Source organism: Polaribacter sp. SA4-10, assembly GCF_002163835.1.
In the GTDB taxonomy this organism is placed as follows: Bacteria; Bacteroidota; Bacteroidia; order Flavobacteriales; family Flavobacteriaceae; genus Polaribacter.
This window is the reverse complement of sequence record NZ_CP019331.1, coordinates 470590-496772: the sequence shown is the minus strand read 5'-3', so window position 1 is coordinate 496772 and position 26183 is coordinate 470590. Positions and strand designations below refer to the sequence as shown.

Annotated in this window: 26 protein-coding genes, 2 tRNA genes and 1 pseudogene; 22 read left to right on the top strand and 7 right to left on the bottom strand. The window is 29.6% G+C overall.

Features of this window, described 5'->3' with window-relative positions; genetic code table 11:
* Positions 1 to 76 precede the first annotated feature (76 nt).
* On the top strand, positions 77 to 457 hold the full coding sequence (locus BTO04_RS02225; protein ID WP_087562943.1) for an RNA-binding S4 domain-containing protein: 381 nt from the start codon (positions 77 to 79) through the stop codon (positions 455 to 457).
* On the top strand, positions 454 to 957 hold the full coding sequence (locus BTO04_RS02220) for a phosphoribosyltransferase domain-containing protein (protein WP_087562942.1): 504 nt from the start codon (positions 454 to 456) through the stop codon (positions 955 to 957). Before BTO04_RS02225 ends, BTO04_RS02220 begins: the two co-directional genes overlap by 4 nt.
* Here BTO04_RS02220 and BTO04_RS02215 read toward each other — a convergent pair.
* On the bottom strand, positions 949 to 1464 hold the full coding sequence (locus BTO04_RS02215; protein WP_087562941.1) for a shikimate kinase: 516 nt from the start codon (positions 1462 to 1464) through the stop codon (positions 949 to 951). The genes BTO04_RS02220 and BTO04_RS02215 overlap by 9 nt on opposite strands.
* 95 nt (positions 1465 to 1559) lie before the next feature.
* Here BTO04_RS02215 and BTO04_RS02210 point away from each other — a divergent pair.
* The 3 genes from BTO04_RS02210 to BTO04_RS02200 all read left to right on the top strand — a co-directional run bounded on the left by BTO04_RS02210 (position 1560) and on the right by BTO04_RS02200 (position 3119).
* Positions 1560 to 1632, top strand: a tRNA-Lys gene (locus tag BTO04_RS02210).
* A gap of 48 nt (positions 1633 to 1680) precedes the next feature.
* Positions 1681 to 1764: transfer RNA gene (locus BTO04_RS02205), tRNA-Leu, on the top strand.
* A 62-nt stretch (positions 1765 to 1826) separates the two neighbouring features.
* Entirely contained in the window at positions 1827 to 3119 is a 1293-nt protein-coding gene (locus BTO04_RS02200; protein ID WP_087562940.1) for a site-specific integrase, read from the top strand.
* A 531-nt stretch (positions 3120 to 3650) separates the two neighbouring features.
* Here BTO04_RS02200 and BTO04_RS02195 read toward each other — a convergent pair.
* Positions 3651 to 4007, bottom strand: coding sequence for a hypothetical protein (locus tag BTO04_RS02195; RefSeq protein ID WP_087562939.1), 357 nt, complete (start codon positions 4005 to 4007; stop codon positions 3651 to 3653).
* Positions 4008 to 4138: 131 nt separating this feature from the next.
* Between BTO04_RS02195 and BTO04_RS02190 the strand changes: the two genes are divergently transcribed.
* The 6 genes from BTO04_RS02190 (at position 4139) to BTO04_RS02165 (ending at position 10880) form a co-directional block, all read left to right on the top strand.
* Positions 4139 to 5251 (top strand): tyrosine-type recombinase/integrase, encoded by a 1113-nt coding sequence (locus tag BTO04_RS02190; protein WP_087562938.1) that lies wholly within the window; start codon positions 4139 to 4141, stop codon positions 5249 to 5251.
* A gap of 148 nt (positions 5252 to 5399) precedes the next feature.
* A complete protein-coding gene (locus BTO04_RS02185) occupies positions 5400 to 6515 on the top strand; it encodes a helix-turn-helix domain-containing protein (RefSeq protein WP_087562937.1) in 1116 nt (371 codons plus the stop codon).
* 95 nt (positions 6516 to 6610) lie between these two features.
* Entirely contained in the window at positions 6611 to 8986 is a 2376-nt protein-coding gene (locus BTO04_RS02180; protein WP_087562936.1) for a TonB-dependent receptor, read from the top strand.
* Positions 8987 to 9047: 61 nt separating this feature from the next.
* Entirely contained in the window at positions 9048 to 9953 is a 906-nt protein-coding gene (locus BTO04_RS02175; protein WP_087562935.1) for a PHB depolymerase family esterase, read from the top strand.
* Positions 9954 to 10134: 181 nt separating this feature from the next.
* The gene (locus BTO04_RS02170) at positions 10135 to 10668 is read left to right on the top strand and encodes a hypothetical protein (protein WP_087562934.1); all 534 of its coding nucleotides are present in this window, start codon (positions 10135 to 10137) and stop codon (positions 10666 to 10668) included.
* Between the two features lie 29 nt (positions 10669 to 10697).
* The gene (locus BTO04_RS02165; RefSeq protein ID WP_087562933.1) at positions 10698 to 10880 is read left to right on the top strand and encodes a hypothetical protein; all 183 of its coding nucleotides are present in this window, start codon (positions 10698 to 10700) and stop codon (positions 10878 to 10880) included.
* A 285-nt stretch (positions 10881 to 11165) separates the two neighbouring features.
* Here the strand turns inward: BTO04_RS02165 and BTO04_RS02160 are convergent, their stop codons facing one another.
* Positions 11166 to 12158, bottom strand: coding sequence for an IS110 family transposase (locus BTO04_RS02160; RefSeq protein ID WP_087562932.1), 993 nt, complete (start codon positions 12156 to 12158; stop codon positions 11166 to 11168).
* A 270-nt stretch (positions 12159 to 12428) separates the two neighbouring features.
* Between BTO04_RS02160 and BTO04_RS02155 the strand changes: the two genes are divergently transcribed.
* The 9 genes from BTO04_RS02155 to BTO04_RS02115 all read left to right on the top strand — a co-directional run bounded on the left by BTO04_RS02155 (position 12429) and on the right by BTO04_RS02115 (position 19315).
* Complete coding sequence (locus BTO04_RS02155) at positions 12429 to 12956, top strand: hypothetical protein (protein WP_087562931.1); 528 nt, start codon at positions 12429 to 12431, stop codon at positions 12954 to 12956.
* A 24-nt stretch (positions 12957 to 12980) separates the two neighbouring features.
* The gene (locus BTO04_RS02150; RefSeq protein WP_087562930.1) at positions 12981 to 13535 is read left to right on the top strand and encodes a hypothetical protein; all 555 of its coding nucleotides are present in this window, start codon (positions 12981 to 12983) and stop codon (positions 13533 to 13535) included.
* 469 nt (positions 13536 to 14004) lie between these two features.
* Complete coding sequence (locus tag BTO04_RS02145) at positions 14005 to 14226, top strand: helix-turn-helix domain-containing protein (RefSeq protein WP_087562929.1); 222 nt, start codon at positions 14005 to 14007, stop codon at positions 14224 to 14226.
* Positions 14204 to 15040, top strand: coding sequence for an EcoRI family type II restriction endonuclease (locus BTO04_RS02140; RefSeq protein WP_087562928.1), 837 nt, complete (start codon positions 14204 to 14206; stop codon positions 15038 to 15040). Before BTO04_RS02145 ends, BTO04_RS02140 begins: the two co-directional genes overlap by 23 nt.
* 36 nt (positions 15041 to 15076) lie before the next feature.
* Complete coding sequence (locus BTO04_RS02135) at positions 15077 to 16072, top strand: adenine-specific methyltransferase EcoRI family protein (protein ID WP_087562927.1); 996 nt, start codon at positions 15077 to 15079, stop codon at positions 16070 to 16072.
* Between the two features lie 57 nt (positions 16073 to 16129).
* A complete protein-coding gene (locus BTO04_RS02130; protein ID WP_087562926.1) occupies positions 16130 to 17074 on the top strand; it encodes a site-specific DNA-methyltransferase in 945 nt (314 codons plus the stop codon).
* A gap of 229 nt (positions 17075 to 17303) precedes the next feature.
* A complete protein-coding gene (locus BTO04_RS15295) occupies positions 17304 to 18017 on the top strand; it encodes a DUF6090 family protein (protein ID WP_198342095.1) in 714 nt (237 codons plus the stop codon).
* Between the two features lie 184 nt (positions 18018 to 18201).
* The gene (locus BTO04_RS02120) at positions 18202 to 18678 is read left to right on the top strand and encodes a cupin domain-containing protein (protein WP_087565300.1); all 477 of its coding nucleotides are present in this window, start codon (positions 18202 to 18204) and stop codon (positions 18676 to 18678) included.
* A 130-nt stretch (positions 18679 to 18808) separates the two neighbouring features.
* Positions 18809 to 19315: a hypothetical protein gene (locus BTO04_RS02115; RefSeq protein ID WP_087562925.1), complete on the top strand. Its 507-nt coding sequence runs from the start codon at positions 18809 to 18811 to the stop codon at positions 19313 to 19315.
* A 167-nt stretch (positions 19316 to 19482) separates the two neighbouring features.
* Here BTO04_RS02115 and BTO04_RS02110 read toward each other — a convergent pair whose 3' ends face one another.
* Positions 19483 to 20475, bottom strand: a complete 993-nt coding sequence (locus BTO04_RS02110; protein WP_087562924.1) for an IS110 family transposase — start codon at positions 20473 to 20475, stop codon at positions 19483 to 19485.
* 259 nt (positions 20476 to 20734) lie between these two features.
* Here BTO04_RS02110 and BTO04_RS02105 point away from each other — a divergent pair, with 259 nt between their 5' ends.
* Complete coding sequence (locus BTO04_RS02105; protein ID WP_087562923.1) at positions 20735 to 21619, top strand: hypothetical protein; 885 nt, start codon at positions 20735 to 20737, stop codon at positions 21617 to 21619.
* A gap of 126 nt (positions 21620 to 21745) precedes the next feature.
* Here the strand turns inward: BTO04_RS02105 and BTO04_RS15450 are convergent.
* The 3 genes and pseudogenes from BTO04_RS15450 to BTO04_RS02090 all read right to left on the bottom strand — a co-directional run.
* Positions 21746 to 21996: pseudogene (locus tag BTO04_RS15450) on the bottom strand (IS110 family transposase); the annotation flags it as partial.
* 794 nt (positions 21997 to 22790) lie between these two features.
* Entirely contained in the window at positions 22791 to 23009 is a 219-nt protein-coding gene (locus BTO04_RS02095; RefSeq protein WP_087562922.1) for a hypothetical protein, read from the bottom strand.
* 346 nt (positions 23010 to 23355) lie between these two features.
* Positions 23356 to 23709, bottom strand: coding sequence for a DUF4373 domain-containing protein (locus tag BTO04_RS02090; RefSeq protein WP_087562921.1), 354 nt, complete (start codon positions 23707 to 23709; stop codon positions 23356 to 23358).
* 1748 nt (positions 23710 to 25457) lie between these two features.
* Here BTO04_RS02090 and BTO04_RS02085 point away from each other — a divergent pair.
* Positions 25458 to 25679, top strand: coding sequence for a helix-turn-helix transcriptional regulator (locus tag BTO04_RS02085; protein WP_157662406.1), 222 nt, complete (start codon positions 25458 to 25460; stop codon positions 25677 to 25679).
* Positions 25680 to 26183 lie beyond the last annotated feature (504 nt).

Genomic DNA, 26183 nt, shown 5'->3' with positions numbered 1-26183 from the left:
ACCTTAAAATTTGAGCGCGCAATTTACCATTTTTATACCTTTGTAAAAAGACAAACGTTATATTTTAACTTTTTTTATGAGAATTGATAAATATTTATGGTGTATTCGAGTTTTTAAAACTCGAAGTTTAGCCACAGCAGCCTGTAAGAAAGGACAAGTGAAAATTGAATTAAAAAATATAAAACCTTCTAAAGAAGTTTTTGGTAATGAATTAATTATTGTTAGAAAAAACCAAATTAATTATCAAATAAAAGTTTTAGATTTACCAGAAAGTAGAGTTGGCGCAAAACTGGTTAGTATTTATAGAAAAGATGTTACTCCAAAAGAAGAGTTTGAAAAAACTGAGCTTTTAAAGTATTCTAAAGATTATTACAGGAAAAAAGGTGCTGGAAGACCAACAAAAAAAGACAGAAGAGATATTGATGATTATCAAGAAGATACAACTACAGAGATATGACAACAACAAATAATATAATATTAAGTTCAATACAAATTGAGCAAAAAATTAAACGAATTGCTTTTCAAATTTATGAAAATAATAGTTCAGAAAAAGAGGTTGTAATAGCTGGTATTATTGGTAATGGATATGTTTTTGCAAAAAAAATTGTTACTGCTCTTCAGAAAATTTCACCTTTAGAAGTATCTTTATGTGAAGTAAGGATAGATAAAAAAAATCCTTTAAGTGAAATTACTACTTCACTTGAAGTTAAAGAATATAAAAATAAACCTTTGGTTTTAGTTGATGATGTACTAAACTCTGGAACAACATTAATTTATGGTATTAAGCATTTTTTGAATGTTCCTTTAAAAAGATTTAATACCGCCGTATTAGTGAATAGAAATCATAAAAAATATCCTGTAAAAGCAGATTTTAAAGGTATTTCATTATCTACATCTATAAAAGAGCATGTACAAGTAGAATTTTCTAATAATAAAGCAATTGCCTATTTAGTTTAATAACATTCTAATTTCTGTTATAATTTGGGTTTTTGTTTTATCGTCAATAGTAATGATAAATTTAGATTGCTCATAAAAAGAACTTCTCTCAAATAAATGTTTAGCTACAAATTCGTATATATTTTCGTCTTCTAAATTTGCAATTAAAGGTCTTTTACTTTTTTTTTTTATCAATCTACCAACTAACGTTTTTATACTTGTTTTTAAATATATAGAAACTCCATTAGATGAATTAATTAAATTTATATTATCCGCATAACAAGGAGTACCACCTCCTAAAGAAAGAACAAATTTACCTTCAGAATCTAAAATTTCTTTTAAATATTTACTTTCTATCAACCTAAAATAGATTTCTCCTTTTATTTTAAAAATATCTGAAATGGACATTTTTTCTTTATCAATTATATAATCGTCTAAATCTATAAATGGAATAAATAGCTCTTTAGCCAATTGTATTCCAATGGTAGACTTACCAGATCCCATATATCCTAATAAAACTATTTTCATTTTTAAATATTTTAGCAAATATCGAGAAAAATAAATCAATTTTATACCAATAATTCCAATGTTTGATATTATATTTGCACTCGATTTAAGAAACTGACCTGGTAGCTCAGTTGGTAGAGCATCTCCCTTTTAAGGAGAGGGTCCTGGGTTCGAGCCCCAGCCCGGTCACAAAAAAAAGTTAAGCAATCGCTTAACTTTTTTGCATTATTATAAAAAGCGCGTATGGCGGAATTGGTAGACGTGCAAGCTTGAGGGGTTTGTGTTCGCAAGAACGTGCTGGTTCGACTCCAGTTACGCGCACTTTTATAATTATTTGGTTTTCAGAGTTTTATTTTTATTTAAATATAAATATAAAATTAATTATGAACTTCAAAAATCCATTCGTACCTAAACTCGTACCTAAAACAGAAACCTATTTTAACATTAAAAATGTGTTTACAAAACCAAAAATTGTTATACCAAAAGTAAGGAATGAACAAGGTAAATTGGTTCCTACTATTGCTACTGGTAAATATTGGTATGTAAAATATTTTTATAGAGATCCAGAAACAGGTAAACTAAAAGAATTTAGAGAAAAAAAAGGAATCAACAGGATCAATTCTATTTCGCTAAGAACAAAAGCAATAAAAAACTTACAGAAAGCAGTGGTAAGATACCTACAGCTTGGGTATTCTCCATTTGATACAGTGCAGGGTTCAGTGAAAACCACTTTAGATAAAACTTTTTACAGTGCAAAAGATGCACTTGAACTGGCTATTGAGCAAAAAAGTAAAATATGGAGTGCTTCAACAAAAAATATATGTGTTATTTCTATTAATGTATTTATTCGTTTTTTAAAAAAGAATAATTTATACGAATCCGATATTAAAGCAATTACAAAAAGGCATATTATTATTTTCTTAAATGAACTTGGCAAAGATAAAAACATAACCATAAATTCTACAACTAGAAATAATTACAGAAAAAATTTGTGTTCTATTTTTGGTCAAATTGCAGATGATGAAATTATAGTTACCAATTTTATTGAAAAAATACCCATCCTAAAAGAGAAACCACAAAAGAACAAACCATTTACTAAGCAACAAATTAAAGAGATTAAAGAACATTTACTAACGCATGATCCGTATTTGTATCTTTTTATAAAGTTTGTAATGTATGGATTTTTTAGACCAGTAGAAGTTGTAAGAATTAAAGTAAAAGATATCAATTTAGATAGAAATACAATATCGGTAAAAAGTAAAACCGAAGAAAGTATTGCAAATGTTGTTTACATAACAAAACAATTAAAGGAAACTATTTTACAAATGGATCTGCAGCACGTAAATTTAGAATACAATTTGTTTACCGTAAATTCTACACCTGCTATCTGGAATGTTTCTGATACAAGAAAAAGAACATGGTTTGGAACCCGGTTTTTAAAAGTAAAAAGAAAACTAAATTTAAACGAAAATTACGGAATTTACTCATTCAGGCATACAGCAGCAATAGATTTGTTTACTACCTATCAAAAACAAGGATTAACAGACTTAGAAGCCAAACATAAAATGCTGCCAATTACAAGGCATAAGAGCATAGATAGTTTAAATAAGTATTTACGTGATATTGGTGCCAGTTTACCAAAGGATTATTCAGATGATTATAGTTTGGATTTTTAAGCAGTTTAAAGAAACTTGTTTTATCTATTAATTACACCCCAATATAGCAAATAACGGTTGTTATTTAAATAGGTAACACATTGCCGAAAAAAAATAACTCGAAAAAGAAATGATTCAAAATTGAGAAAAAATATTTTTCCAAAAAATTAAAGAAGTCATCTTAATAAAAGTTGAGAATAGTTATTCTTAGAACCCGAGTGCATTTAGCATTACAGACCTTTGGGTACTGAGTTTAACGAAATAATTAAAAAACCTGTTTATAGATTAGATACACAAAAACCTTTACGATAGTTTTTATGGCTCTTTATAATAAATTGCTATTGGAATAGAAAGTATCTCGTAGTATAAAAAAGCGGACTAATAATATCATTATTCAGATTTAATTAATAGGGTAAATTTACCCTTATTTTATACTGATTCGTTAGAAATTGACATCTAGGTAATCCCTTTTCGAACAAAGAACTGAGATAAAAAAGACTTTTAAATGGAGGTCCTTTAAAAGTTGAAGTTAGGAGAAAACAGGCACCAGTATTAAGACATTGTTCTTTTTCTAACAATCAATATTTCATCATCGGAGAAAGACATCCAACCAAAATCATATACCCAAAAAAAGGTTTTATTTTTGCTATTAATATGCCAATGTGTATTGTACTTAAAATTAAATTTCTTTTTTTCTAGTAGTATTCTAGGTACTTTTTTTTGTAATAAATTTTTACCCAAAACCTCTAATAATATGGATCGATTTCTATGTAAAATGATATCGATCTCTTTGACAGCAATGGCCGTTACTTTTCGTAAATTAACATGATAATAATTTTTACAACGCTGCGAACAAAATTTCTTATCGCTTCGTCCTTTTACTACGTTATTACATATTTTACATTTCATATACCTAACAAAGGTACGTTTTATCTGTCTTTACACACTATTCGTTATTAACGGTTAGTACACACCTATATTTAAATCAACTTTATAATGCTACTATTATCTTTTATATTTGAGCTATAAATAGTAACACTATGGATAATACACCAATTATTTATCAGCCTTTAAAGAATGCAAAACGCATTAAAATTCATATCCCTTATGAACTAAAGGAACTACGCGATGTTTTTAAGAAAATTAACACCACTTTTTGGCATCCCAATCAAAAATTATGGTCTATTATGTATACAGAAGAAAACCTGGCACTGATACAAAACCTTTTTGGTAAAAACTATAAAACAGTAAATGCGGTAACACCTACCCCTATTGAAAAAAGACCTCTTAACCAATATGCAATCGAACAGCTTTTTAGATTGGAAAAAGCGTTAGTTTTAAAGAAGTATAGTGCCTCGAGCGTGCGAACCTACAAGAATATGTTTAGTATTTTTTTAATCAAATTTTCTAACAAAGATATTAGCCTAATAACCAAAGAGGAAATAGAAGGTTTTGTTTATGAATTAATTACAAAAAATAAAATTGGAGAGAGTTATCAAAATCAACTTATAAACGCTATTAAAGCGTATTATGAACACGTTTTAAAACTCCCTAGAGAGTATTATGAAATACAACGTCCCAAAAAAGCGGTAAGCATACCAAACGTATTAAGTAAAGAAGAAGTTTTAAAAATTATTCAGCATCCTAAAAACATTAAGCACAAAGCCATTTTATGGACTATTTATAGTGCTGGACTTCGAATTTCTGAGGTCTTAAATTTGAGAATTATAGATATTCATTCTAAAGAAGGATACTTGTTTGTAAAGGATAGTAAAGGAAAAAAAGATCGAAAAACTATTTTATCAAATCATTTAGTAGTGTTATTACGTACCTATTTTAAGAAAGAAAAACCATCTTACTGGTTGTTTGAAGGACAAACAGGCGGAAAATACAGTACTACAAGTGTACGCGCTATTTTTAGAAAAGCAGTAGCAGAAACTAACTCTAATCCTTGGGCAACGGTGCATACCTTGCGTCATTCGTTTGCTACACATTGTATAGAAAACAATGTAAATTTAAGGTATTTACAGAATATGCTAGGGCATAACTCTCCGAAAACTACAGAAATCTATACCAAAACAATTCATATTAATAATAAAAATATCGAAAGTCCTTTGGACAATATGCTGAAAAACGTTAATTTTAAAACATAAAACATATATGTGATATATCAACAATACGCATATACAATTGTTGTAACACATACAAAACATCCCGTTATTAAACAAGGTGCCAAAAACAATATTGAAAAAAATTTGACGTTGAATTGTTTGAAAACCCTGATGGTCTCACAAAAATAAAATGGATTTATACTTATCTCTTATACGAATAGGTGCTTCGTTAATGCTAACTTTTGTAGCCTTTTCTCAAAGTTACAGAATTAATAAAAATGCAAACAGCTACTTAGCTACGCTTTTTGGTGTTTTAACTATCCTTTTTATTTCCACAGATGTTGGAGAATATATTTCAGAAAAATGGATTTGGTTATATGCAATTAATATATTAGAAAACAACACAATCCTAATTCCTTCATTCCTTTATATAGCAGTATATCATTTTGTACATGCGCCTGCCAATTTCTTAAAAAAGCATTATTTACTATTTCTACCATTTCTTTTTGTAGCTATCTTTGAGACGTTTTCAATTTGGGCAGAAACTCACTCTTTAGCGTTAGAAGATTTTATTGATACTTTGGATTTTATATTTCTTATTGGCTTGTGGATATTTTCTCTAATTGTATTTTATTGGGTCGTAAAAATGCTTGCCAATCATCATAAAAATGTTTTAAAGTTTCACGCAAATACTCAAGGTGTAGATTTGAACTGGTTGTATAAGTTAATGTTTATTTTCCCAATATATTTTATTCCTCAAGTTGTCTTCTATTTTATCTCAAATCAATACTACTTAACCAATATTTCAGATATCACTTTATTTTTCATGTTATTTTATAGTGGTTTCCATATCGTACAGCAAAGAGAAATATTCGATCTAACAATGCAAGGCAAAGTTTTGGCAGAAAAAGAAATTCCTGAACAAATTGACGTTGAAAAAGAAGGACTTATTGATGAACATTTAATGCTTGAAATAGTCAATAATTTAGAAAAGGTAATGAAAGAGGATAAGCCATATTTAAACAAAAATCTTTCTCTAAATCTATTAGCAGATAAATTAAATAGTAGAACACACATATTATCATATGTTATAAATTCACATTATAATATAAATTTTTACAACTACATCAATAATTTTAGATTTGACTATTGTAAAGCCCTTTTAAAAAACCCCAAAAAGCAACATTTAAGCATAGAAGGTATCGCACTTGAAGGCGGTTTTGGTTCTAAAAGCACCTTTAATACACTCTTTAAAAAGCAATCTGGAATGACACCTACACAATATAAAAATACTAATAATCAGTAAGTTGTAATTTTTTAAGAAATCTTAGTTGTTCAACTTTATCCAGTTGAACACTAATAAATAACATTGTGCGTTTTTTTTGCCAAACAATAAAACTTATGATGTTCAGATTTTTTTTAAATGCTTTATTCCTTACGTTACCAATGGCGCTCTTAGCGCAACAAACCGTTAGAGGAACAATTACCGACAAAGATTCAAAACAAGCCATTCCTTTTGCTAATATTCTTCTTAAAGATAGCAATCCACCCATTGGCACAACCTCTGATGAAAATGGAAAGTTTACTTTAAGTGACGTCCCTATTGGTAAACAAACACTTGTCCTTTCGTTTTTAGGTTATGAAACTTTTACGTTGCCCAATATTAATGTAACCGCAGGAAAAGAAGTGGTCTTAGAAATTAATTTAGTAGAAAATTTTGCAGCGCTAGATGAAGTTGTGATTGTAGCCGAAAAACGCAAAGAAATAACCGTCAATGAGTTTGTTACCGTTAGCGCACGCACCTTAAACCCAGAACAAGCTAATCTATATGCTGCATCTATAGGCGACCCAGCAAGGCAAGTTCAAAATTTTGCAGGCGTTACAGGAGGTGGTGACGATTTAAACAATGAAATTGTAATTAGAGGTAACTCGCCTAATACCTTATTATGGAGATTAGAAGGCGTAGAAGTGCCAAATCCAAATCATTTCACCCGGTTAACTGGAGGCTCTGTAAGTATGTTAAGTGCTAACGTGTTAGCTAAAACTGATTTTTTCACTTCTGCTTTTCCTGCCGAATATGGTAATGGTATTGCTGGGGTTTTTGATTTACGCTTTCGTAAAGGTAATAATCAAAAAAGAGAAACTACAATTGATGTTGGTGTGCTAGGTCTAGGGTTTTCAACTGAAGGGTATTTTAGTAAAAAAAGCAAAGCCTCTTACCTTGTTAATTACAGGTATTCTACTTTAGGTATTTTAGAAAAATTAGGCTTAAACTTAACAGATGGTTTTAACCCTACTTTTCAAGATTTAAATTATAACATAAATCTGCCTACTACAAAATTTGGAACCTTTAATCTCTATGGATTATTGGGCAAAAACAAATCAAATTCTAGTGAAACGGAGGATGAAAATATCAACGGAAACCCGAGTACTGACAATTTTACAAATAAAACAGAAAGTGATGAAAGCACTTTTATTACGGGTTTAGGACACCGGGTTTTTATAAAAGACCAAACCTATTTAAAAACAAATATCACGTATTCGTCAAATGATGCAAAGAAAAACGATGTATTCCAAAACAGTGGTGTTGTTGGCCCTTTAGAATCGGAATCATTTGATTCAAAAAGTGAAGCCTTTCGTTTATCCTCTTTTATAAACCATAAATTTAATTCTAAACACACCTTACGAAGTGGGTTTACGCTAAGCCATCTCAAAGAGAAAAACACTTTAAGTTTTACAGACAAAAATGATGACGGTACGCTTTCAACGTCAAAAGATGAAATAAATGGAACAGCGAATGTATTTCAGAGTTATGTGCAATGGAAATATAGAATGACAGAAAACTTTACCTTAAATTCAGGGCTTCATTTTTTACACTTTGGCAAAACCAACAGCAGTGCCATTGAGCCAAGATTAGGTCTTAATTACAAGCTAAATAATGTCCATTCACTTAGTTTTGGCGCAGGTTTACATAGTAGAGCTGAGCAATTACCTCTCTATCTCACAAAAGACGCCACTAACACAAATTTTCTGAACACCAATTTAAAATTATCTAAAGCGTTGCATTATGTAGTAGGTTACAACTGGCGCATAAATAAAAACACGCTTTTTAAGGCAGAAACCTACTATCAACATTTATTTGACATACCTGTTGATAATAGCGGAGAAACTGGTTATAACGCAATAAATGCACAATCATTTGATATTTTTGAAATTGCAGAAACACCTTTAACTAATGATGGTAAAGGACGTAATTACGGAATAGAATTTACCTTAGAACGTTTTTTAAATAAGGGCTTTTATTATTTATCTACACTATCATTATACGATTCTAAATACAAAGTGGGCAACGGCAACTATTTAAACACGAGATTTAATGGAAATTATGTATTTAATTTGTTGAGCGGAAAAGATTTTGCAGTTGGCACAAAAGGCAATAAAACCTTTGGCATAAACGCTAAATTTGTATTAGCTGGCGGCCAACGTTTTACAGGAATTGATGAAGCGGCTTCTATAGCTGGCCAAACCGAAGTTTTCTCAACCACACCTTTTACAGAAAAAGTAAAAGCTTACTATCGTTTTGATTTGGGCATTAATTACCAATGGAATAAAACAAAAACCACACACAATTTAAGTCTCAATATCCAAAATATAACAAGTAGAATAAATACAACTGAGCTAGACTACTTCTTTGACGAAGTAACCAACAGAATAGTAACCATCAAAAGCGAACAAAATGGGTTGATTCCAGTTTTAAAGTATAGCATTAATTTTTAAACACATATTTTGCCGCAACGAATCATACACCAAACGTTATAACATAAAAAAAGGACATAAAATGAAAAAAATAATTATCATAGCTTTTTGTATTACCTTAATTCAAAGCTGTAACAAAGACGACAAGATAACAGATATCGTAGATACAACAGGTATTTTAAATTTAACAGGTGGAACAAATCAAGTGACGATTAATCAAACAATTGACGGAAATTCTGTTCCAAGATTAGTGTATATAAAAACACCACAAAATTTAAATAGTTCATTATCTTATCCAATTGTGTTCTTTTTTCATGGAGCAGAAGGTTCTGGACAAGATTTTTTGCAAAATAACAACATAATTGAACTAATAAATTCTGAAGAATTTATTGGGGTTTTTCCCAATGGACATTCAAATAATGGAAGTAATGGCGGGTTTTGGAATTTAGGCTCTGAACCTACTAATGCTGATGATGTAGAATTTGTAGATTTAATTATCGACCAATTAGTAACCTCTCCATTAATAGACACATCCAAAGCGTACGCCATAGGCTTTTCAAATGGTTCGGGGATGGTAAACCTGTTAGGGAAATCTACAAGTCATTTCAATGCTATAGCTCCTCTTTTTAGCCAACAAATCTTAAGTACAGGAGATCTAACACCTACTAAAGCAATGTCTGTTTTTCAGGTTAACGGTGAAGTTGATGGCATAATTCCCTTAAATGGAGGGGTAAGTTCTGTTGGAACATTTATGTCAGCGCAGAATAGTGCTCTTAATTGGGCTAATCATTTCAACTGCAATTCAACTGCAATTCAAGAAGATCTTAATTGGGGAAATACCGTTTTAAATTCATTCACATTCTCTAATTGTGATGATAATCATGAAATAAAATATCTGATAGCATTAAATACTGGTCATGGCTTTACCGACGAACAAACAGAGAGTGTTGCTTATAATCAAATATGGGAATTTTTTAAGCAATATTAAGAAGTTAAAATACGTGTTACAACACCGTATATAATTTATTGCTAGTTTTAGCCTACTTATGAAAGTCCTCGCGGATTTTATATTCGGTTTTTATTTACTAAATTAATCGCTTGAAAACGCAACAAACCATATACAAGACCGTTGTGTTTAATACAACACGATAACTAAGTAAGAAGAAGGAATGAGTGAAAAGGAAAAAAGGGAATTAAATATAAAGGATTTTAAATATTCATTTAATAAGTATCATAAAATATATCGTGTAGAAATATTTCAACACGGAAAATGGGAAGATTGTAAGTACGGAATAGATACATTTAAAAATGTAATTAACCTTAAATTAAAGACAAGAGAAAATTTAAGAAATAAAAAACATACACCTTATTTATATTTTGTAGTAAAATGGAGATTAATGTTTATTAGAGATTATTTTAATAAAGAATCAACAAGAAAAGAAATGAAATTTTGGGGCGGAATTTTAACCCCTATAATAGCAACTTTTATTGCTCTTTTATCTGTAATTGACAATAAAATTAACCGAAAAGAATCTATCGAAATTTTAGAGAAAAATATAACAAAAAACCAAGAATTAACAAAAGCAAAACATAAGGTATTAGAAGGAAAAATATTTCTATTAACACAGAAAATAGACTCGGTTCATTTGGATCACCTTGAAAATATCCTTGTTTTAGAAAAAATGATTGAAAAAAAGAAATAAAGTTTTTAAACATAAATAAAAATTAAACTATGAAAACAATTGAATTAAGGTCTTTAAGAAATAAAAAAGTAATTGTGTTTTTAAATAGTATAAACTACATTATAGAACGTGATTTAGAAACATCAATTATTAATTTTGGTAAAGAAAATATTGTTGTAGTTAATTATAACTACGAACTTTTGATAGATAAAATCAATTCAGAATTGAATTAAGTTTTATTGTTTCCAACAAATTTTTAAGCAAATCTTTAGATTCGGAATATGTTTTGCCTTTTAAAATTTCTAATATTTTATTAGATTTTATTTCAAAATCTGAAACATCGTCTGCCATAAGTACTAAACACAACACCGTGTATAATTAATAGGGGCGGTATTGTTCACTTTAAAGTTATTATTATTTTTTATCATTTCGAATTTCTGAACAATTAGACTATACTTAGCCCCTACTAATCATACACGTATTCCAAGATCAAATCCTAATAGAAGTTACTATTTTTTTTATGCTGCATAATTTTGAAGAACTACATAAGGAGTTCCTCTTTTTACTACTGCAAATGCTCTAGCTATGAGTTTATTTCTAACATTATTTATCGCTAGCATTTTATCTTTTCCTTCCGCTAACTTTCTCTTATAATAGATTCGTAATTCACTATCATGTTGAATGGCAGAAATACTTGCCATACTTAATAAACTTTTCATCTTTCTATCTCCTAAATAATGACATTGCTTTCTTCTTTTTATACTAGTACCCGACTCATGTGCAAAAGGTGCTGTTCCACAATAACTCGAGAAAGAACGCCAATTATCAAATCTTGTAAAATTACCTGTATGGTAAATTAATTGACAAGCAACCACAAAACCAACTCCCTTTAAACTTGATAATAATTCATAATTTTTTTGCATTGAAACATCATCAAAGATGAGCTCTTCTATTCTAATCTCTATTGCCTTTACTTGTTTAGATAAGTAATCAATACTTCTTTTTAAACTGATACAACCTGCATCTGTGGTAGAACTTGTTAAAAATACTTTCATCTCTTTTAAAGTACCTTTCAAACCAGCATTGTTTCTAACTAGTTGATCTCTTAACGCTAATAATCTACCAAGTTCTAAATGGGTTGTACTTTTAACTGTACTTGGAATTAATTCTTCTCTATAAATCCACCCATATCTAGCAATTAAACTTGCATCCAAACGATCTGTTTTCTCTTTTACAATACCTGAGGAACGCTTAATTTTCAATGGGCTTTCTTCTACATAAACAATCTTCTGACTATTTAGATAAAGTGCTAATTTTAAAGAATAATATCCCGTATTCTCAAAACAATAAAAAACACTAACCCCTTTTGTTGATTTTAAAACCCAGTTTAATAAGCTTTTATAACCTACAATATCATTCTTAAACTCCTTGTGAACTTGAGCTTGATAACAATAAGCATCAATTGTTTTTTTTGATACATCAATTCCTACGACTTCTTTGTAATTTTTCATATTTTTACATTTAAGTGAATAAATATGTTGCTTTAACTACTTCCTTTATCGGGAGATTTAACTCCTGGTATTCCAAATGGTTCTTGGCAACTTTATAGAAAGAGAGGACTCGTACGTGTACTGGAGCTTCAAATCTAAAACACGTTATAGTTCTCCTCTTTTTCTATCTAAAGATATTTAATACAAACTAAAGAAACACGTTGTGTTTAATACAAGACGAAGTAACTAAGTAAGAAGAAGGAATGAGTGAAAAAGGAAATTGAATGAAATATGAAAAACTTATTTTGGTTACTAAATATAAGCTACAAGAGACATAGACTTTTAAAGTATTTAGCATTAAGAAATATTGAATATTGGCAAAAGCAAAAAGGATTTACTAATCCTTATATGTCTTTTGATGAAATATGTGAAAAATTAAAATGGAATAAAACTGAGTTAGATATTATTTACATACAACTTGAAAAAGAATTAGAAATAAAACAGTCAGTTGAAAAGGCAGATAACATTTTAACCATCACAGCAAAAGGAATTTTATCTTACTCTAATAGAAAATATTTTAATTTTTACAGTAAATCAATTATTGTAGGAATTAAGGATTTGGCTCAAATATTTATTCCTGTTGCTTCTCTAATTATAGCTTTCTTAGCATTAACATATAGCAATCCTAAAATCCAAAAAATAGAATATAAAAAGGAATTAAACAATATAGAAATAAACATAGATAGCTTAAAAACACAAATGAAAGAAATAAAAGAGGGAATAATTCCTCTTCAAAAAAATAATTTAACCAAGAAATAAATTTTTTAAACATAAATAAAAAATATGAAAACAGAAGAAAAGTATAAATTAAAAAATGAATGGGAATTAGATTATTCTGAATTAAATTCAAAACTTCAATATGAATTATTAAAACATTTTGAAGGGAAAAAAGTAAATAATGAATTATTAAAAGAAGCGTTAAATATAATTAACATTCAGAAAGAAAATTATTATACCGAAAAGGAAAAAGAACGAAAAAATAAGATTAAAAAAGGTGTTCTCACAGATAAAATAATTAACAATCAAGAGGCGTGTTCAAAGAAACATCTTGCTGAAAAATTTCTTAGATATGGTTATAATTTAGAGTATTTAAAATCATATTTACATTTAATTAATTTAGGTTATTTAGTTAGAGTTAAAGAATTTATTCAAATGAAAGATGGTGGTTATCTTGAAAAAGAATTATCAGATATAATTATTTATAAAGACATTATTCAAGACTTTTTAAACGTAATTGATAAGTCAATTATAGATGAATATAAAAAAACTAATTATGCTCCTGAAAAACAACTTTATCCTCTAACAATGAACGAGTATATGACACCCAAGAAGAAATAAAAGGAATTATACTATTTTTTTCTTCGTTATTAAGTAATTCATGATTTGACTTTATGTTTTCTAAATCACTTACGAATTGAGGGATTTTTTTTAATAAATCATCTATATTGTAGTAATTTTCGGAAATATTTGAAACATCGTTTGCCATAAGTACTAAACACAACACTATATAAAAACAATAGCCTGTGTTGTGCTTGTTTTAAGGCTATTATCGGTTAATTAATTTATTTCAATGCCCAAAATAACTGCTATTTAAGGCTACTATTCTTATACTAATCGTTGTATGCCATTGAAAAAAAGAAAAGCCCACCGCACGTTCAAGCACATTTGTCGCTTCGTGCCTCAGCACCAAAAGAGCTTTCACCTCCCCACCGCCACCCACACATAAATACGAGAATAAAACCCACAGTTTTTTGAGATATAAAATGAATAATAGCTATCTTGGTGGCTGAATAAACAACGTCTGAAAATGAACAGAATTAAGGAAGTGTTGGAGGAAAAAGGCATTAAACAAATTTGGCTTGCCGAGAAATTGGGAAAAAGCTACAATATGGTAAATGCTTATGTGCAGAACAGACAACAACCTAGACTAGAAATACTAATGAGTATTGCTGAAATCTTGGACATAGACGTGAAAGAATTGATAATATCTAATAAAGAGAAAAAAAATGGCAAAAAAGAATCAATCTAAACGTTTGACTAATCAACATAAAGAGTCCCAAGGTGTAGTAGGGATTTTTGGGGAAAACGCAAAATCACATGATCTAACTGTAGGAAGCATATCTCTGCTTGTAATTGAACACCTCCAAAAGGAATATCCTCAACTATCATTTAGTCACAGGACAAGTATTTCTAAAGAAGAAATCAATGTAGCATTACAGAAAGCTCATGCCGAATTAGGACAAACACTTTTTGTCACAAATTCAAGTATTAGACCTGATGGAGGAATTATCGAGGTTAAAGACGATAACGGAGATAAGAGAATCGTATTGGTATCTGAAGCTAAACATCAAGGCAAAGACATTGAAAATATCAAACAGGGTAAGCTTGTTGGTACGAAAAACAATCAGGATTTAATGGCAGCTGGAAATGCTATTGAAAGATCGCATAAAAATATATCTGAAATTGCTAATTTCATGCTGTCAGAATCTCATTTTCCTTATGTTTTGTTTCTAGAGGGTTCAAACTTTCTAACAGAAACTTTATCCATAACGAGACCTGATGGTAGAGTTGTGCAACTTGTATACAACTCAGGAATGCTTAATAGATTGGATAGATTGACATCGGCTAATTATGGAATGCCAATTAATACCAATCTGTGCACCAACAAATTCATTAAACCTAAAGACAAAACAATTATGCTTCAAGCCACCTCCATATATACACAAGGTGACGGAGAGAAATGGGACAGTCAAAACATGTTTGACATAATGTTAGACATTTCTAAAACATCTCTTCAAATATTAGGAAGCGAATTATTTAATCAATTGACTAAGAAAAATTAGCATTTATATTTTTAGGTCAAAAAAAAGGAATCAAGTATGGCAAGAAATGCAACAAATAAACTATTGCAGAAAGCGAAAAAATCCAAAAGTGATGAGTTTTACACACAACTTTGTGATATTGAAAGTGAATTAGAACACTACAAAATACATTTTAGAAATAAAGTGGTTTTTTGTAACTGCGATGATCCTCTTATTAGTAATTTCTTCAACTATTTTGCATCAAACTTCGAGGAGCTGGGTCTTAAAAAATTGATAGCAGCTTGTTACAAGGAACCAATAGAAAATTCTATAAACTCAATTGACAAGGAGAGTGGATATTACTATGAGTATAATGGCCATTTAGATGAAAAATGTAAACCCACTTTATCTGACATTGTTTACTTTAATGGGGATGGTGATTTCAGAAATGATGAAAGTATAGAATTATTAAAACAGTCTGACATCATTGTTACGAACCCTCCTTTCTCATTATTTAGAGAGTATTTAGCACAATTAGTAAGCTATAAAAAGAAATTCCTTATCATAGGTAATGTTAACGCGATTACCTACAAAGAAGTTTTCAAACTAATACAGGCCGACAGTGCTTGGTTAGGCATAAATCTAGGGAGAGGAGTTTCAGGTTTTATTGTTCCTGAACACTATGAACTATACGGCACTGAAGCGAGAATTGATGAATTCGGGAATAGGATTGTATCTCCAAACAATTGTCTCTGGCTAACAAATTTAGATACTTCTTATCGTCATGAAGATATTAATCTTAAAAAAGAGTACTACGGTAATGAATCTGAATACCCTCAATATGATAACTATAATGGAATTAATGTCAATAAAACCAAGGATATACCTAAAGACTATATGGGATATATTGGTGTTCCAATAACATTTTTACATAAATACAACCCTGAGCAATTTGACTTAATTAAGTTTAGAAAAGGAGATAACGACAAAGATTTGTCAATAAATGGGAAATGTCCATATTTTAGAATATTGATAAAAAGAAAAGTAAAGTCTGAGTCAAAAAAAACAGCTTAACACCGCATCAAATGTCATCTAAATCTAACAATAAGAACAAAACTCAATAGACTATGTATGCCAAATAAATCACATTTTAATAGCGGACTAAAAGCCCTCAATAAGCAGAATAAAGAAGGTAAAAAACATAGTGCAGATATTGACAACATTGATGTTCAAAAGACAATTCATGCATTTTTCATTGAAGATGCAGTTAGCATTTTAGAAAGGATTCCTGATAATTCTATTCAATTAATTCTGGTTGACCCTCCTTACAATTTGGATTTAGCAACATGGGATACTTTTGATAATTATTTGCAATGGGCGAGGCAATGGTTAGATCAAGTCTACAGGGTATTATCACCATCAGGAAATTGCGTCATCTTTGGAGGCTTTCAGTATCAGGATTTGAAGAAAGGTGACCTACTTGAGATTTTACATTACACTAGGCATAATACCGATTTAAGGTTTACGAATTTGATTATTTGGTATTATAAGAACGGCATGAGTGCCCATCGCTTCTTTGCAAATAGACATGAAGAGGCTGTTTGGCTAACCAAAACAAAAAAATACTATTTCGATTTAGATTCAGTTCGCGTGCAATATTCACCTGAACAGAAAAAAGCTGCACTCAGAGACAAAAGACTTATACCAGAGAATATAAATAAAGGCAAAAACCCAACGAACGTATGGGAAATAGGTCGTTTAAATGGCAATTCAAAGGAACGTGTAGGCCACCCAACTCAAAAGCCTCTTGAAATAATAAGACGATTCGTAAGAAGTTTATCGTACGAGGGATCAACCGTGCTTGACTTTTTTGCTGGTTCAGGTACAACAGCAAGAGTTTGTATTGAAGAAAATCGCCACTCAATTATGGTAGATTCAGACAAAAAGACTTTAGATTACTTTGAAGAACATATAAAAAACAAAGGGGAAAAACTATTTCATAAACCCTATGAACAGCATGTAAATATGGAATTGGAAAGAATCTTTGATTTAATTAAGGATGCAAATAGAAAATAATGCCTGAACAGTGGTCAAGCACATTGCAATCCTCGTTCCTGCGGTTGCAAAGAGCTTTCTCGCCAACACTATAAACGAAATGAATAAAATAAAAACGGCATACAACAATGTGTATAGTGCATAGCACCCTGCGGGATGCTACGACACCATACACGGAACGTTGTGCTTCATTATGACAAACCGCTAACCAATGATAAAATTCTTTAGAAAAATTCGCCAAAATATGCTTATGGAAAATAAAACTGGAACGTACTTTAAATATGCTATTGGAGAAATTATTCTTGTGGTAATCGGAATTTTGATTGCGCTTTCAATAAACAATTGGAATGAGAACCGAAAAAACAGCAATGAAGAAATAGCAATACTTCAAAGTTTAGATAAAAATTTAATTCTAGCCAAAAAACAATCAGAATCTTTAGTTTCCACTGAAAAGGATTCTAAAGCTGTTCTATTATTAGTTCTAGGAATAGATACAATTACTGATAAGAATTCTATTTCGGATAACATTTTCAAAGATGCATTTTGGAGTTTAGAAAATAATATACCTGTTATAAACACCTATGCAGACCTTAAAAACAGTAATAAATTAGGCCTTATAAAGAATCAAAAAATAAAAGAAAAATTCACAAGTTTAGAGGTGAATTTAAATAAATTAAAGGGTTTTCTAGATGACAGATTACATGTTCAACAGATTCGCATAGATGATGTATCTGAAAATGAAATCAACTTTATTCCTCTTATCAAATCTTCCATACCAACAATAAACATTACAAATGAAAAGCAAAATAACTACGAGCAAATAATTAATAATCAACGAATAAGAAATCTTTTAGGAATAAAATTGAATATGACACAGGACGTATTGAACTATAGAGAAAATTTAGACAAAGAGATTAAAGAGTTAATAATGCTCATTGAATCAGAATTACATAAATATAAATAACGAAAGCACAACACCGTGTATAATTAATGGCTCGTTTTAGCTTGCTTACGAAAATCCTCGCGGATTTTCTATTCGGTAATTATTTACTAAATTAGGTGCTTAAACACGCCACTAATCATACACAAATACGTTGTACGCAAGCATTAAAATCGGAACAAACAAGAAATATATGAACCTCAAGAAAATGAAAAAATCAATTTCCCTCTTATTAATTTTAACCTCTGTATCTGTATTTTCCCAAAACTCAGATTACAAGGTATCCTCATATCTAACGGAGGGAACAAAAGCACCAAATACACATTATATTGGAGAAGCTTGGTTGAATGCTATTATTCACGATGATGAGGAGTTGGGCTATAACATTACAAAGGCAACTTTTAAAGCAAACTCAACCTTGGATTGGCATAAACATGGAACAGCGCAAGTCTTGATAATTGTAGATGGAGAAGCCTATTATCAGGAGAGAGGAAATGAGCCTGTAATTTTGAAAGAAGGAGATCTAATTAAATGTGAGAAAGATACGGAACATTGGCATTCCTCCTCAAAGCTTAGTGATGTAACATATTTGGCTTTATATGGCGGTGGACAACCAACTACTTGGACTGAAGTAGTAACACAGGAATACTATGATGAAGTAGCCGAAAAACTAAAAAGCAATTAACCCTCTAAAACTAATCAAGAGAATAGCAAAAAAAAATAGCCAGCGTACAACACTGTATATGAAATCATAGCCGCCTATCGGCAGGCTGCGCTTCATATACTAACCGTTGTACGCAAGCTAAAAAAACATTATGCTGGAAAGTTTACTATTCATATTATTAATTTTTATTGGTGGAATATTTCTGTTAATTTCTCTGATTGTATTATTATTTGGAATATTTAAGAAATCTCAAAAACTGAAAAAAATTGCATTCGGAATTGGAACAGTTCCAATAATGTGTTTTGGTTTAATTGCATTTTGGTATTTAATAGCAGTTCCTTCTTTTAATAAAAGTGAAATGGAGGAATTTTCTGGAACTTATGAAATTCAAACTGTTGAAAAAGGAAAAGAAAAAACTAACTCTGAATTGAATTTATTTGCGGACGGAACTTATAAATTTAATGGAAAAGAAAATGTTGGAATTGCAAAAAGCGGAACTTGGAAAACTGGAGGAATTGATGGACAATTTGAATTTTATCACGAGAATGGAAATTTAATTGAATATGCTTCACAATTTGGAGGAAATGGAAACGAAAAAATAATATTTAATCTTTACGACTCGAATGAAATTAGATTTATAAAAATAAAGAATGAATAAAAGCCTGCGTACAACACCGTATATAATTTATTGCTAGTTCTAGCCTACTTACGAAAATCCTCGCGGATTTTCTATTTGGTTTGTACTTGCTAAATTAGGTGCTTAAAACACGCAACAAACCATATACGTATTCCAAGGTCAAATACTAATTAAATAAAATATTTTTTTTAAGCTACAAATTTTTGTAATACGACATAAGGAGTTCCTCTTTTTACTACTGCAAAAGCTCTTGATAAAATCTTATTTCTAACATTATTGATAGCAACCATTTTTGGTTTTCCTTCTGAAACTTTTTTATTATAATATTGTTTTAATTCTTGGTCGCATTGTATCGCACTAACACTGGCTAGTGTTAACAGTGTTTTCATCTTCCTATCTCCTATGTGATGAATTCTATTTTTTCGATGTATGCTAGTTCCAGAACTGTGCTCAAAAGGAGCTACACCACAATAACTTGAAAACTGACGCCAACTATCAAATCGTTTAAAGTTACTCGTGTGATATAACAGCTGACAAGAAAGCACTAATCCAACGCCTTTTAAGGTATTTAAAAGCTCATAATTCTTTTGTAATGATTCATCCTTACTCATTAGGTTTTTTATATGGTTCTCTAATGCTATAATTTGTTTTGTAAGATAATGAATGGTTTTTTTGATAATGTTACAGCAATCATCAGTTGATGGACTGCTAAGCAAGGTTTGCATTTCTTTGAGACTACTCATTTTACCCGTGCGGTCTCTTACCAACTGATCTCTAAAGGATAACAGGCGTCCTAATTCTTGAATATCTTGTTCTTTTGGACTGCTTAAAACAAGTTCTTCTTTGTAAAGCCAAGCATATCTAGCAATCATAGCTGAATCAAGCTTATCTGTTTTTCCTCTAACAACACCTGACGAGCGGTTAATTGCTAATGGGCTTTCTTCAAAGTAATCTAAATCATTTTCTGACAGATAAACACTAAGGTTTGTAGAGTAATGTCCTGTATTCTCAAAACAGAAAAAATAAACCTGTTCTTTTAAGTACGTTTCTGTCCAAGACAAAAGTGCTTTGTACCCTTTAGGCGTATTTGAAAATACGCGGTGTACCACTCTGTTGTGAATATGTGCATCTAAGGTTAATTTAGATACATCAATACCAATAACATCTGAATAATTTTTCATATTTTTAAATATTATTTCTTGTAAATAAGAAATTGTTAATAAATGTTGCAATGACTATCACCTTTAATAGAAAGTAATTCCTGGTATTCCAAATGGTCCTAAAGCAACCTAAGAAGAACAAGAGGACTGATACGTGTAAAGGAACTGATATTCAAAACAACGTTTTAGTTCTCCTCTTGTTTCTTAGTAAATATAATAACTACTTTATTGATGAGGTAAAGTAAAGAACAACGTTGGCAGTAATAAAAAACAGAACGAATTGTCCATAATCATTGCAAAAATACAGAACAAGGAATGTTTCTTTTTTTCAGACACAAAAGTATCAATCGAAAGTGACGATTCAACAGTTTTTGGAGAACAAAAATTAAGACTAGCACCTGAAGAAGGTAGTTTAAAAGTTCATATTTTACAGAGAAGAATGTCTATCGCATTTGCAGGAACTGTTGCTATTTGCGAGGAGATAATTCAAAGCCTTTTTAAGAAACAACCTAATAAAATACCTGAATACCTTCAAGAAGAATTAATTAGAAAAAATGATGATTCTGAATTTATCCTTGCTCTAGTTGATAAAGATTTTAATCCAAGATTATTCAAAATAGACCAGAAAAAATGTGAAGAAGGAAATTCATTCTGGATTGGAAACCAAAATGCATTCTCGGAATTTCAAAGTTTTTTTGTCGAGTCTGACATTAGTGATTTAATGGAAAAAACTAGTAGGGCTTTTCAACAAATGTTAGAAAACACTAAAATCCCTACCATTGGAGACTTTGTAATTGGATGCCATTTTACAGAGAAATATTCTTCTTTTATTTATGAAGATTCAATTTCATTTGCAGGAAGTTTAAAACCAATAACAATATCAGCAAACGAATGGACACAAATTGGAAATGAAACAAATGAAGATGGAGCTTTTATAGTATCAAATTTAATCTCTGATCAAGTTCAGAGACCTGCAGTATGCCTGTTTTTTGAATATGGAAATGTTGCTTTTTTATACTTTCCAATAACCGAAAGCCATAGAGAAACAAGACCAATAGTTATAAAAACACAAAGCCGAAATCAACTACAAAATTATGTCTTAGAAAATTTTGGATTGAATTTAATTGGATTGACATTTAAAGGAGGAAAAATAAACTATAAATAAATACTACTACCAACAAAGAACTGAGCTAAAAAACAACGCTTTTCTTCATTAATTTTGTACACTATTATTCTAGACTTAATTTTATAATTAAGCTTTTTTTGTTAATTTTTTTTTAGATTTTATTTACTATTTAACCACAAATACCGATACAAAAGTTGAATCATAAGGGTGCCCTGATTTGGCGATAGCAAAAACCTGTTTTAATAGTTTATTAGAAACTACTATCAATGCTAATTTCTTGCTCTTACCCTTGTTTACAATTCGCTCGTAAATTTCTCTTCATCCCTTTCATTATGTTTACAAATTGTAAAAGAACACAGAAATAAAAGGTTTCACAGCTTTCTATTGCCAACTATAATCAAAGCAGCTTTCTCTTGTTTTATATTGGTGATTATCATTTAATTTTTAGGGTTTCTAATGTTTATTTTAGGATCCAAAACCGAATGCTTTTTCGTGTTCAAGTTTTGATTTTTCATTTTTTATCTCGCTTTCCAGCGACCGCTATTTATTTTAAAGTATCTTTTAGATTTGTGTGCAAATAAACACCTGTTTTCTAGTTGTTTTATTTCATTTTCTAAATTCATTTAATCGTTCTTCTTTTTAATTTTAGCATAGTCACATGATTTTTTAACTCCTCGTTTTTGTTCCATGTATTTATTGTATCTTTTATGATTTTTCTGTAAAAAATTTCTAAATCTTCCATGGATATATTATTTTTAGTTTTAGAGTTTTCTTTAAAATCATTGTGATTTTTCTCTCTTAATTCAGGTTTTTTAGTTGGGTGTATTGGATACCATTTACCAAGAATTAAATTTGATTCACCTACCCATGCTTGCTTATTTAAACCTACCTCTTTTTAACCGTTTTAAGAAACAATACAACACACCGATGTATACAGTGTTAAAAACAACCCAAAGTATCAATTAAAGATACTTAAAACCAATCCTTAGTTATTATTATACTAAACCCAAAAGAGTTCATGTATCTTACAATTAAAATTTTGACTACAGGGAACCTAACCTAACTTGACCTAATTCGCCTTTAAAAACAGATCTCATGGTGCATTTAGAAAAAGTATTTTGCAGGGTTAATCCTCCTTCTAACATGGCTATATTGGTGTTTCCATTTACAATACTTCTACTTAAAAACAAAGTATTTTGCTGTATCTGACTTAAACATCTCTTGCGATTTCTGCGTTAGTTTTTATTTCTTGGGTTGAATTTCCATTTTTTGACTGTGATTTTAATAAAAGTTGGGTAAATTTTTCTCTTAATTTTGAAGTTGAAAGAATATTTGTTTTCCAAGAAAAACTAGCATTTTCGCATTTGCTTGAATTCTGATAATTAAACACTTTTGTAATTTGATTTTGGGTAATATTTTCATTTTGCATTATCAACCGAATTGGTGTTACATAATTTTTATATTTTGCATTTTCTTGTGTTTTAAAAGGCGCAAATTTTTCTTTTAAATTTTTTATAAATAATTACTGAAAAGCAGATGCAATTTCAAAGTATATAATTTTCCGTTTTTTTTACATTTTTTTTATTCTGCATTTCGAATAAATTAAAATCAAAATTAAAGGTTTTTAAAAAAGTGAGTGCATCTCTCTCAGTAAGGTACTTTACTTTACTTTACTTTACTTTACTTTACTTTACTTTACTTTGTTTCTCAAATTCCGCTGCTACTGTTTTAAATTCCGCTTTGAGTGGTTTAAATTCCGCTTTGAGTGGTTCATATTACGTTTTTACTAAAAAGTCAGAAATTACCGCTTGATTTTTTCTTTTTACGATTTTTGCCACTTTTGCCCAAAATTCTTGTATGTTTTTAGTAGTAATTATGTTTTTTTCTTCCCATAATTCTTGGTTAAAAAGACCAATTAAACAACTATAATTCACTACCTCATTTACTAAGTTTTCAGATATATTTAAGGCCTCAAAAATATCAAAATCAGCGTCATTATCCCACTCTAAAAAGTAGCCTTTATCTCTGTAAATTTCTGTTAAAATGAATGAGTAAATTAAGAATCCGTTACCGCTAAAGTTTTTTATCAAACGTTTAATTTTCCTATTCAAAAATATAGTTGTGTCTATATTGTAATAGTCTAAACCAGTTCTTTATTTTTTAGCCATTGTGTCTAGTTTTAGTTAATAGAATAATCAAACGTTAACCATTGTGTAGGTGCAATCTTAATCCATACTGTGCCTACATAAATAGTGTTTACGCAGGTTTTTTTCCATACATTGCTAATAGCATATTTACTAGGCTTCTTATAAGCATCATTAGGTGGTGTAGTTGTAATTTTATAGGAATGAGAATTAGAAAAGCTTTTACCAATTTCAATTTATCCATCCTAAAAAAAAAGAATCATCAACCAGTGCCTTTAATTTTTGTAAGGTCATTTCAGTGTTTTAACATATTCGGTATAAATGATGCTAATTCCTATTAGCTTAATTTTTGAAATTTATGGTTTTGGTGGATTTTCAACTGGTTTAATTTTCTGATCCTCTATTAAAACCAGCATTGCACTTTCTAAATATTTTATTTCATTTTCAAAAGAAATAATAACTTTTTTATATGTTTTAATTGTAAACTTTATTTGTTCAATGTTTTTTTAAGTTCTCGCAACGCTTTGTGATGTTTCATAATATGCAAGTGCTTTTTTATAATTAAACTCAGTGTAAAAATCTTTTACAATAACTAAAGAAACCTTTGTTGTACTTTCTGTTAATTAAAACTATAAGAAATAGGGTTTCTTTAAATCTGTAAACTTGTCTTTATCAGTAGTTCTAAAAACTAAAACAAAATCTGTAGTGAATGTGTCATTTTTCTAATCCACAAGAAATACACTTTTCTCTTCACTATAATAGACGTTTTCTATAAAACAATTTTGGGAGTTTGCAATGATGGGGTGTTTTGTGGTTTGATGCATAATTTTAATATTTAAGTGTTGTTAGTTATATTAATTTAACGGTAATACATTTTGCAGTGAGATTAAATTCGTTAGCACTGCAGCTTGTTTTGGTGATAATTTTAATGGCCGTAAATTAACTCACTACTTCAACATCTAACCAAACTATTTTATCTAACATAATTTAATGTTCTTTTATAAAGTCCAACAGATGTGTCTGCAAGTTTATCAGAAATGGCAATTATTAATCTATATTTTAACAAAGAAGAGTTGACACGTCTTAGTCTAATAAAATAAAATCTTAATCATATGATTATCAGTTTATTTTCTCGTTTTAAAAACTTCGTATGTCGGTATTTGTGTGGGTAATATTTTATTCTCTACTTTTTATAAATTGACTATTTCTTTGATTAAAAGAGATTTAAATAAAATTAACTTTATTAGAAGTGCTTAAATTGTAATTCAATGATGAAATTAATTAGCGTATTTAATCGTTTTCGAAGACAAAATAGAATTAGTTTACTATTCGTATATTTAACTCATTTAAAGTCAATCGTAGACTTTTACGTAGCATTTTTTTACCCACCTATCAACGATGTGGGTTTCTTTTTTAAATAAACTATTTTGTAATTGAATGTCATATGTTAAGCAATAGAAAATGAATCTTGTGTAATAAGAAAAGAAACCAATTCTTGATTGCTTTTGTAGTAAATTGGGTTTTGGGATGTAACGATATTATTTATAAAGTTAAGAACATAATCCTTTTAAATAAAAACACAATCCTGTAAGACAAATAATTATAGGAAAATACAGAAGACATATTGTAATAGAAAAAAACACTTTAAAAATACATGTAGTCATTTGCAGTGCTGCTGCAGTGGTGTTCAGGTAATATTGCAGTGCAGTTACAGTGCTGCTGCAGTTGTATTTTTGATTAATAAGAATATACTTAATAACATTAAGTTTGGTGAAATTATAGGAGTTAAATATAGTGTGATTATAACCTATGTAACTGGTAAAGTAAATCCAAAAAATAATACGCTAATTTTAATATCAGAAAAATTTAATGTAAGTTGTGATGCACTGTTAAAAACAGATTTAAGCACTGCAAAGAATTTAGCAGATTATGTAGGTAAGTTTGGTGTAATATAAGAAGTCGTTTTAAAAGTTACTTTACCTGAAGAAACACCAGGATATAAAAGAGTAATTACAAAACAATTAGAATATAATGACACTGTAATACCAGATCATTTGATTATAGAATATCTTGCAGAAAATAATGTTAGACTAATTGAAACAAGTAGAACATTAATTTTATGGTTAAAAACAAAAGTGCAAGAAGCGGTTATAAAAGTGCTACGTGATAACTAAACATTCTGTATCATAATTTTTTATCATTTCTTTTTTTATTTTTGTATAATTACTAAAAACTTCTTTTTCTGGTCTACCCTCTACTGAGATAATAATTTCTTTAGGTTGGTTGGTTGGTTAACAATCCTTTTTCTTTTAAGTCCACTATTTGATTTGCTATTTTTTGATCCAAAAACTTAAATTTATTAAATTACGGAAAGTAATAATACGTTTTTTACTGGGTATTTTTTTCTAACCACTGTTCTAGCACTAGATAAAGATTGTCTTTGGACAGTCATTTTATGT